Consider the following 7,888-nt stretch of genomic DNA (forward strand, 5'->3'; position numbering starts at 1 on the left):
GATCTAAATTTTAAAAAAGTAAAAGATAAAAATAATAAATTTCTCAAACCTCTCAATGATCTCTGTCCACTCGAATTGTATCTTCTTGATTTTCTAAATTATTATTCATAAGTGTATTTTAAACCTTTCTCTGCTTCTGCTCTATTCCCTCACATTTTTAAAATAAATTTCTTAACTTGAATCAAAAAACTTGAAAAAGTCATATCTTTGTTTTTAGCTAATTTCATCATCTCATCAGTTCAATGATACTAGAAAACAAATTATTTTACAATCAATTACAATTTTGCTATCATCCGAAAACATGTTATAATAAAAGAGCAATTATAATTAAGGAGAACCAAAACAATGATGAATATGCAATCAATGATGAAACAAGCACAAAAATTACAAAAACAAATGGAAAAAGGGCAAGCCGAGCTTGCTGCGACAGAATTTGTTGGCAAATCTGCCCAAGACCTCGTGGTCGCAACTCTTACAGGTGATAAAAAAGTCGTCAAAATCGACTTCCAAGAAGCTGTTGTCGACCCAGAAGACTTAGAAACTTTATCTGACATGACAACCCAAGCTATCAACGCTGCCCTCGTAGAAATTGATGCCGCAACTAAGAAAAAGTTAGGTGCCTTTGCAGGCAAAATGCCGTTTTAAAACAAATCTCAAAAAACTCACCCCCTCCTAGTTCATTGCTAAGAGGGGGCTATTTTATGTAAAATTAAAGAAATCAAAGGCTTTATTAAGGAGTAAGTCTGTATATTTTGGATTGTCTTTCAGCTCTTTAATGGAACTTTGCACCAGTTGAACATCATCCGTTATGATACCGTCAACATTCAAGCGGAAAGATTTTGCAATGCTGTTTACATCGTTGACCGTCCAATCATAGAGCAATTTATCTGCTTGCCACAACTTAGAAACAAAGTTTTCATCTAGTGTGGAGTATTCCATAGTATAACCACTAGCTTTGGTTCGTGGGAAGATTGTATTATAAGGCAGGATAAAAAAGCTTTTAATGCTAGCATCGTATTTCACAACTTTTTCAATCACGCGATAGTCCAATGAGTGCATTTGATGACCGTACTTTTTAATCGTTGGGCCATATTTTTTCAAAAAGCGCTCCATCATATCCGAAGAATCTTTTTTGCTGGTTTTGATTTCAATGAGCAACCGCTGCCCCAATTCGTTGGCACGGTTGAGATACGCATCAAAACTGGAAATTTTTGTCCGATAGCCATTTTCTGAAACCTCTAAAGCAGTTAGTTCTGCCAAGGTCAAATCCTGCGGACTTGCATTGACACCCGCCAAATTGAAAAGATTAGCATCGTGCATCATGACAAATTGACCATCTTTTGTCTCTTGTACATCCATTTCTATGTAATCTGGTTTTAGCAAAGCCGTCTTTTCCAATGACTGAATCGTATTTTGTACACCATTTTCCTGCGACACTCCTCGGTGAGAAATCGTAACAGGAACCGTTTCCAATGGAAAAATGAGATACATATAACCTTCCACAGCAAAGAATATAGAAGCAATGGAAATCACAAGCCAGCGCAAAACGCGATCGAACTTTCGCCGCGGACAATCCGCCAAACCTTGCTCAGTCAGAAAAGAAACAAATTTAATCAAGAAATAGCTCAACATCAGATAGTGAGCATTTTTCAGCAACACATAATTCATCACACCAGCAATCGTTGCCACTTGATTGGAATGACCGTCTGCAACATGCTGTAAAAGGAAGAGAGGCAGAGCCATTCCAAAAAAGAAGAGAAAAGTCTTAGTCACAATCCAAAACAAGTGCCAAGAATAGAATACCAAACGCTTACGCGTTTTTTCCAAACTAAATTGAACCGCTTCTCTGACGGAAACATTCTCAATCAGAATCTTGGGCAAAGCAAACATCAAACGGACAGCAACCAATAACATCAGCCATACAAGTAGAGTCAGGACGACAGCACCCCAAAAATACGTCTCTTTCAAATAAGTTAAGATAAAATTTGGAACTAAAATTTTGTTTAGATAGTAAATTTTGAGGATTTTTCGGAGAAAAGGAAAGAGCAGAGCGATGTAGAGCAAGACAAACAAGATTTTACTAGGACGTGCCTGCTTTAAGATGAGTAAACTGTCTGCTATGGTTTTCTTGGTAAACTTCAAGAGGGTTCGCTTGTCTTGAGTCAATAGATTGTGCGCTCCTAAAAAAAGAAGTGTGATTTGAACATAAGCGACCAACAGATTGGCTAAAAACAAGAGGATAAAAGCCAGAGTAACTAGAGGATGACTAGATAACACTCCAACTACATTATTATACGATAGAAATTGATAACCCGTCTGACGAAGCAAAGTACCTGCCGCCCACGAATTAAAAGGCAACCAAGCATATTCTGTCAGCATAAAAATAATAAAAAACAAAAATAGAATTTTATCAAGATTTTGATAAAGTTTTTGAAAACCTAAGCGCTGTTGTTTCATCATTCTCCTTTAACTTATTTTTCATCAACTGAAGCATAGAGAGGATTTGCTAGACGGATTAAGTCAGCATAATCTTGTTTTAATGCTTCAAAAACTATTCTGACCTCTGTCGGAATCTCCACCCACTAGAATACTTCCACCAAACAGCACCATGACATCAGCCTGTTTTAGGCTATATTTATCTTCTAAAGCTTTCTGTGTTAATTCTGGTAAATCTCGCTTCCCGCAAAAAGAAGCAAGAATATTGATATTTTTTGCGACTTTTTCTTTCATCACATCTTTCATTCTATAAAAAAATCTCAGTTTCTTCAACCGAGATTCTCTCTATCGTCCAAACAATCTTGCAAAAAAACCTTTCTGCTCTTGTGCTTGCACTTTTTCTTTAGCTTCGTCCAATTCTAATAGCAAAGTTTCACGCTCACTCATGGCCTTAGCAGTCAATTGCTGCTGCTGGTCTAATTGCTTGTCTTTTTCAGCAATCTGCACATCTTTCACGCGCAATTGCTCATCTTTTTTAGCTAATTGAGCATCTTTTGCTTTTAACTGGTCATACAAACGCACAATTTCTGCATTTTTCTCATCTACCAAAATTTCCATGAGCTCACGTTGCTTGACATCTTCGCTGACCGGTTCATCTTCAAAAATCGTCTTTTTGTAAATTTCTTCCAGCTTTATCAAACCGCTGCGCGTCACAACGGTGACCCCTTTTTCATTCTTGTCGGTATCTTCGGGCGCAAGAGTTTTGACCCGATTGTTCATCGCCTGACGGCTAATCCCTAAAATCTCGGCTAGCTCGCTGACTGTCTTTTCAATTGCCATAATTTCCTCTGAAACTTTTTCTAGATATATACCTAAATCTTATCATATCAAGGCTTAACTGTCAAATTTGCTCCGGATTTCAAGGAATTTCATCACATTTATGATACAATAAATTTGACATATTCATTTAAAGAAAGAAGTACAATGAACCATTTTGATACAATCGTGATAGGCGGAGGACCTGCTGGTATGATGGCTGCTATTTCCAGCTCCTTTCATGGACAAAAAACTCTCCTCTTAGAAAAAAATAAACGCTTGGGTAAGAAGCTCGCCGGAACAGGTGGCGGACGCTGCAATGTGACGAATAATGGCACTTTAGAAGATTTATTAGCTGGCATACCAGGCAACGGTCGCTTCCTCTACAGCGTCTTTTCCCAGTTTGACAATCATGATATTATGAATTTTTTCACTGAGAATGGTGTTGCACTCAAAGTAGAGGATCACGGACGCGTTTTCCCAACAACAGACAAATCTTTTACAATTATTGAAGCATTAGAACGAAAAATGAAGGAGCTAGGCGTCACCATCATGATCCAGACGGAAGTAGTTTCTGTAAAGAAAAATGCGGATTGCTTTATCATCAAGTCAAGTGAGCGCATTTGGAGCTGCGTTCGATTGATTGTCACAACAGGTGGAAAATCCTATCCTTCAACTGGCTCTACTGGCTTTGGCTATGAGATTGCGCGCCATTTCAACCATACAATAACAGAGTTAGAAGCTGCAGAAAGCCCACTTTTGACAGATTTTCCACACAAGGCTTTACAGGGGATTTCATTAGCCAATGTCACCCTTCGTTATAATAAACACATCATTACCCATGACTTGCTTTTTACCCACTTCGGCTTGTCAGGTCCTGCCGCATTGCGGCTCTCCAGTTTCCTCAAAGGCGGTGAAACCATTTATTTAGATGTCTTACCACAGTTTTCTGCGGAAGATTTGGCAGCATTTTTAGAAAATAACCGAGAAAAATCGCTCAAAAATAGTCTCAAACAATTACTTCCTGAACGTCTGGCAGACTTTTTCGCGCAGCCATTCCCTAAAAAAGGCAAACAATTGACTGGAAAAGAAAAAGAAGAGCTCATTCAACAGCTCAAAGCCCTAGCGATTCCTATTACCGGCAAAATGTCTCTAGCCAAATCTTTTGTGACTAAGGGCGGTGTCAGTCTTAAGGAAATCAATCCCAAGACTTTAGAAAGCAAACTAGTTCCTGGGCTTTATTTTGCTGGCGAAGTGCTGGATATCAATGCTCATACTGGTGGATTTAATATTACAGTCGCTCTTTGTACTGGCTGGGTCGCTGGAAGTGTGGAATACTAAAAATAGAGCAGATGCTACCATGCAGAATACTAGCATTTGCCCTATTTTTTATTTTACTTGTGAACGTATGCTTGGATAACATCTGCTACATATTGGGCTGTTCCAACTCCAAATTGGTCAATATTTTTCTTAAATTCTGGATTTGCCACATAGCCTTTTCCGATAAAAGCGAAAACTTCCAGAGAGCAATCAAAGGCATAGGTATTCATTGCTTGAAATAACTGCTCGGCTTCTGATAAATTCTCTTGTGCTTCCACAGCTAGACCTTTTTGCATATTGTTAGCTAGATTGCGAAAAACTTTGTTAAATGCTTCCGTCATCTCAGTTTCTTTGCCAACTTGTCGTGCACGAGAATCGTCCATTACTTCTTGACCGTATGTTTCAACCGCTTGATGATAATAATTTGCATGATCTTCGTAGGTAAATCCAACAAATTTTTCTTGTGTCGTCATTTTTCTTTCTCCTTTTTGAGCTTGAATTGTCTTTTGTAAGGTGGAAATCAAGGTATCCAAATGTTCCCTTTCCTGCTGCAAAAACTGCAATTGCTTGTTCAAGTGAGGCAATAGTTCCTGCTCTTCCTGACTTAGCAGCTCTGCTATTTTCTTTAAAGAAAATCCAAGATATTTGTAAAATAAAATAATTTGCAGGCGCTCTAAATCTGCTTCACTATAAAGGCGATACCCGTTTTCAGACTTTTGCGGCACAAGCAAACCTATTTTATCATAGTGATGCAGTGTTTTGACAGAAACACCTGAAAGCTGCGCAGCTTCTTTGATTTGATACATCATTTCCTCCTTACAAATCTCATTATAAACCCTCCCCTTAGGTCAAAGTCAATACTTTTTTAAAAATATTTTCCTCCCAATATAGTTATCACAAAGTACGACCTTGCTTTTTACAAAAATCGCTAACGTTGCTTGCAAAGCAAATCTCAACACCATTCGCTTTTCAAACTTGGACGAACACTACTCAAACTAAAAGCTTCGTTTGCTTCCTTCACTACTTCAACAGCCTATTGGATTGTCGAAACCTTTCGAAGACGAGACTAACAACTACAAATTTTCAATTTTTAAACTCTAATTGATCTAGATAAGCTCACAAATCAATTAAGGAAGAAAAGAAAATTGTAACAAACATTGACTTGAATTATATCAAACTTGGTATGTCTTAAAAGTTAGACTTAAAAAGAAGTTATAAAGAAAAATTAGCAGATTTATGGAGAAACAATAAAAAAACTATTTGAAGATAAAGCAATAGTTGATATAAAATCGACAGAATATCAAAGAACCATGAATATCCATGGGGAAACTGTTGGATATGATTACTTAAGTAGAATCAATTCAACAATTAGAAAAACTATACAATTAGTGCAATCTGATAAGATAGTTCTTGATGATTTCACAAGTAACGTAGAACGCTTTGCAGGAAAGGAAACTCAAAAAAATGAGGAAAAATATATTCATAGTGTTGAGGATTATCATAGATTAGTAAACTATCTGGAAGAAAAATTAGATTATGAGACAACAGTTATATATCATGTTCTATATATCATAGCTAAAACAGGCATGAGGTATGGAGAAGCAAGTGATATAACTGATGATGATACAAAGTTAGAAGACCATTATTTATACACACATAGAAGATATAACACTACGACATGGGGGGACGAAAGCAAAAAATGATACTCCATACGAGCAGTACCAATAGATGATAAAACAGTTACTGTTCTGCCTAACATGATAAAAGAACGAAAAAGAATAAACTCATTACTACAAATAAAAACAAAGAGAAATTTCTCTTCTTTCACTATGGTCTAGAACAAGGACTTAGACACACTTATGGCTCATATTTACTTCATAGTCATATAGATATGGGAGTTGTGGCTAAAATTTTAGGTCATAAAGATATCCAAATGTTGATAAAGGCATATGGTCATACTATGACAGAAAGAATTGATAAAGAGTTCAAAGAGGTAGAATCTATCATGGATAGACTATAATTGGGGTACAATTTGGGGTACGATAAAGAAAAACATCAAAAAAAAGCCTTGTGTATCAAGACTTTTTCTAAACTTAAGCAATACCGGCGGCCGGGGTCGAACCGGCACGTCCTTGCGGACACTGGATTTTGAGTCCAGCGCGTCTGCCAATTCCGCCACGCCGGCAAAGTTAAACTGGGGTAGCTGGATTCGAACCAACGCATGAGGGAGTCAAAGTCCCTTGCCTTACCGCTTGGCTATACCCCAATAATATAAAATAGGCGAGTGATGGGGATCGAACCCACGCATGCCAGAGCCACAATCTGGTGTGTTAACCACTTCACCACACCCGCCATATTCACAATAAACACGGGCAGTAGGAATTGAACCCACACTGAAGGTTTTGGAGACCTTAGTTCTACCTTTAAACTATGCCCGTAAAGGTATGGAAGGGGAGGGATTCGAACCCCCGAACCCGAAGGAGCGGATTTACAGTCCGCCGCGTTTAGCCTCTTCGCTACCCTTCCTGATATTAAACTAATATGGCGCGAGACGGAATCGAACCGCCGACACATGGAGCTTCAATCCATTGCTCTACCAACTGAGCTACCGAGCCTACCTATTGCGGGAGCAGGATTTGAACCTACGACCTTCGGGTTATGAGCCCGACGAGCTACCTAGCTGCTCCATCCCGCGTTATTCCTACTAAGGAGGATGTGGGATTCGAACCCACGCACGCTTTTACACGCCTGACGGTTTTCAAGACCGTTCCCTTCAGCCGGACTTGGGTAATCCTCCAATAAAATTTATAGTCCGTACGGGATTCGAACCCGTGTTACCGCCGTGAAAAGGCGGTGTCTTAACCCCTTGACCAACGGACCATGTATCTTAAAAATGGGCACGAGTGGACTCGAACCACCGACCTCACGCTTATCAGGCGTGCGCTCTAACCACCTGAGCTACGCGCCCAAGTCCAAAAACTTGGTATGGTTGAACATCTCTGTTCAAAGCGGGTGACGAGAATCGAACTCGCGACAACAGCTTGGAAGGCTGTAGTTTTACCACTAAACTACACCCGCTTAAAGAAATGGGAGTTAACGGGATCGAACCGCTGACCCTCTGCTTGTAAGGCAGATGCTCTCCCAGCTGAGCTAAACTCCCAAAAAGGAAGTATCTCTACTTCCTATCCTTGCTAAGCGACTACCTTATCTCACAGGGGGCAACCCCCAACTACTTCCGGCGTTCTAGGGCTTAACTTCTGTGTTCGGCATGGGTACAGGTGTATCTCCTAGGCTATCGTCACTTAACTGCTGAGTA

The 7,888-nt window shown here is 39.2% G+C and carries 5 protein-coding genes, 12 tRNA genes, 1 rRNA gene and 2 pseudogenes; 3 read left to right on the forward strand and 17 right to left on the reverse strand.

The window, feature by feature from the left end; translation table 11 throughout:
• The first annotated feature begins 345 nt into the window (after positions 1–345).
• Entirely contained in the window at positions 346–645 is a 300-nt protein-coding gene (locus IYQ23_RS04645; protein ID WP_003027109.1) for a YbaB/EbfC family nucleoid-associated protein, read from the forward strand.
• A gap of 54 nt (positions 646–699) precedes the next feature.
• Here the strand turns inward: IYQ23_RS04645 and IYQ23_RS04650 are convergent, their stop codons facing one another.
• The 3 genes and pseudogenes from IYQ23_RS04650 to IYQ23_RS04660 all read right to left on the reverse strand — a co-directional run bounded on the left by IYQ23_RS04650 (position 700) and on the right by IYQ23_RS04660 (position 3,276).
• The gene (locus tag IYQ23_RS04650) at positions 700–2,457 is read right to left on the reverse strand and encodes a glycerophosphoryl diester phosphodiesterase membrane domain-containing protein (RefSeq protein WP_195674250.1); all 1,758 of its coding nucleotides are present in this window, start codon (positions 2,455–2,457) and stop codon (positions 700–702) included.
• 114 nt (positions 2,458–2,571) lie between these two features.
• Positions 2,572–2,742: pseudogene (locus tag IYQ23_RS04655) on the reverse strand (YdcF family protein); the annotation flags it as partial.
• Between the two features lie 39 nt (positions 2,743–2,781).
• Positions 2,782–3,276, reverse strand: coding sequence for a DUF536 domain-containing protein (locus IYQ23_RS04660; protein ID WP_003027119.1), 495 nt, complete (start codon positions 3,274–3,276; stop codon positions 2,782–2,784).
• A 144-nt stretch (positions 3,277–3,420) separates the two neighbouring features.
• On the opposite strand from IYQ23_RS04660, the gene IYQ23_RS04665 reads away from it, so the two are divergent.
• The gene (locus IYQ23_RS04665) at positions 3,421–4,593 is read left to right on the forward strand and encodes an NAD(P)/FAD-dependent oxidoreductase (RefSeq protein WP_195674237.1); all 1,173 of its coding nucleotides are present in this window, start codon (positions 3,421–3,423) and stop codon (positions 4,591–4,593) included.
• A 53-nt stretch (positions 4,594–4,646) separates the two neighbouring features.
• Here IYQ23_RS04665 and IYQ23_RS04670 read toward each other — a convergent pair whose 3' ends face one another.
• Complete coding sequence (locus tag IYQ23_RS04670) at positions 4,647–5,378, reverse strand: MerR family transcriptional regulator (protein WP_195674238.1); 732 nt, start codon at positions 5,376–5,378, stop codon at positions 4,647–4,649.
• Between the two features lie 364 nt (positions 5,379–5,742).
• On the opposite strand from IYQ23_RS04670, the pseudogene IYQ23_RS09690 reads away from it, so the two are divergent.
• Positions 5,743–6,592, forward strand: a pseudogene (locus IYQ23_RS09690) (site-specific integrase); the annotation flags it as partial.
• Between the two features lie 81 nt (positions 6,593–6,673).
• Here IYQ23_RS09690 and IYQ23_RS04680 read toward each other — a convergent pair.
• The 13 genes from IYQ23_RS04680 to rrf all read right to left on the reverse strand — a co-directional run bounded on the left by IYQ23_RS04680 (position 6,674) and on the right by rrf (position 7,878).
• Positions 6,674–6,757, reverse strand: a tRNA-Leu gene (locus tag IYQ23_RS04680).
• A 9-nt stretch (positions 6,758–6,766) separates the two neighbouring features.
• Positions 6,767–6,838, reverse strand: a tRNA-Gln gene (locus tag IYQ23_RS04685).
• 13 nt (positions 6,839–6,851) lie between these two features.
• Positions 6,852–6,924 (reverse strand) — tRNA-His (locus IYQ23_RS04690).
• 15 nt (positions 6,925–6,939) lie between these two features.
• Positions 6,940–7,010 (reverse strand) — tRNA-Trp (locus IYQ23_RS04695).
• Between the two features lie 7 nt (positions 7,011–7,017).
• A tRNA-Tyr gene (locus tag IYQ23_RS04700) sits at positions 7,018–7,098 on the reverse strand.
• Between the two features lie 16 nt (positions 7,099–7,114).
• A tRNA-Phe gene (locus IYQ23_RS04705) sits at positions 7,115–7,187 on the reverse strand.
• Positions 7,188–7,193: 6 nt separating this feature from the next.
• Positions 7,194–7,267 (reverse strand) — tRNA-Met (locus IYQ23_RS04710).
• Positions 7,268–7,279: 12 nt separating this feature from the next.
• Positions 7,280–7,369: transfer RNA gene (locus tag IYQ23_RS04715), tRNA-Ser, on the reverse strand.
• 11 nt (positions 7,370–7,380) lie between these two features.
• Positions 7,381–7,452 (reverse strand) — tRNA-Glu (locus tag IYQ23_RS04720).
• Positions 7,453–7,466: 14 nt separating this feature from the next.
• Positions 7,467–7,540: transfer RNA gene (locus tag IYQ23_RS04725), tRNA-Ile, on the reverse strand.
• Positions 7,541–7,579: 39 nt separating this feature from the next.
• A tRNA-Gly gene (locus tag IYQ23_RS04730) sits at positions 7,580–7,650 on the reverse strand.
• A 9-nt stretch (positions 7,651–7,659) separates the two neighbouring features.
• Positions 7,660–7,732, reverse strand: a tRNA-Val gene (locus IYQ23_RS04735).
• Positions 7,733–7,762: 30 nt separating this feature from the next.
• Positions 7,763–7,878 (reverse strand): 5S ribosomal RNA (gene rrf / locus IYQ23_RS04740).
• Positions 7,879–7,888: the final 10 nt, after the last annotated feature.

Source organism: Streptococcus sp. HF-100, from assembly GCF_015594635.1.
Taxonomy (GTDB): Bacteria; Bacillota; Bacilli; order Lactobacillales; family Streptococcaceae; genus Streptococcus; species Streptococcus vaginalis.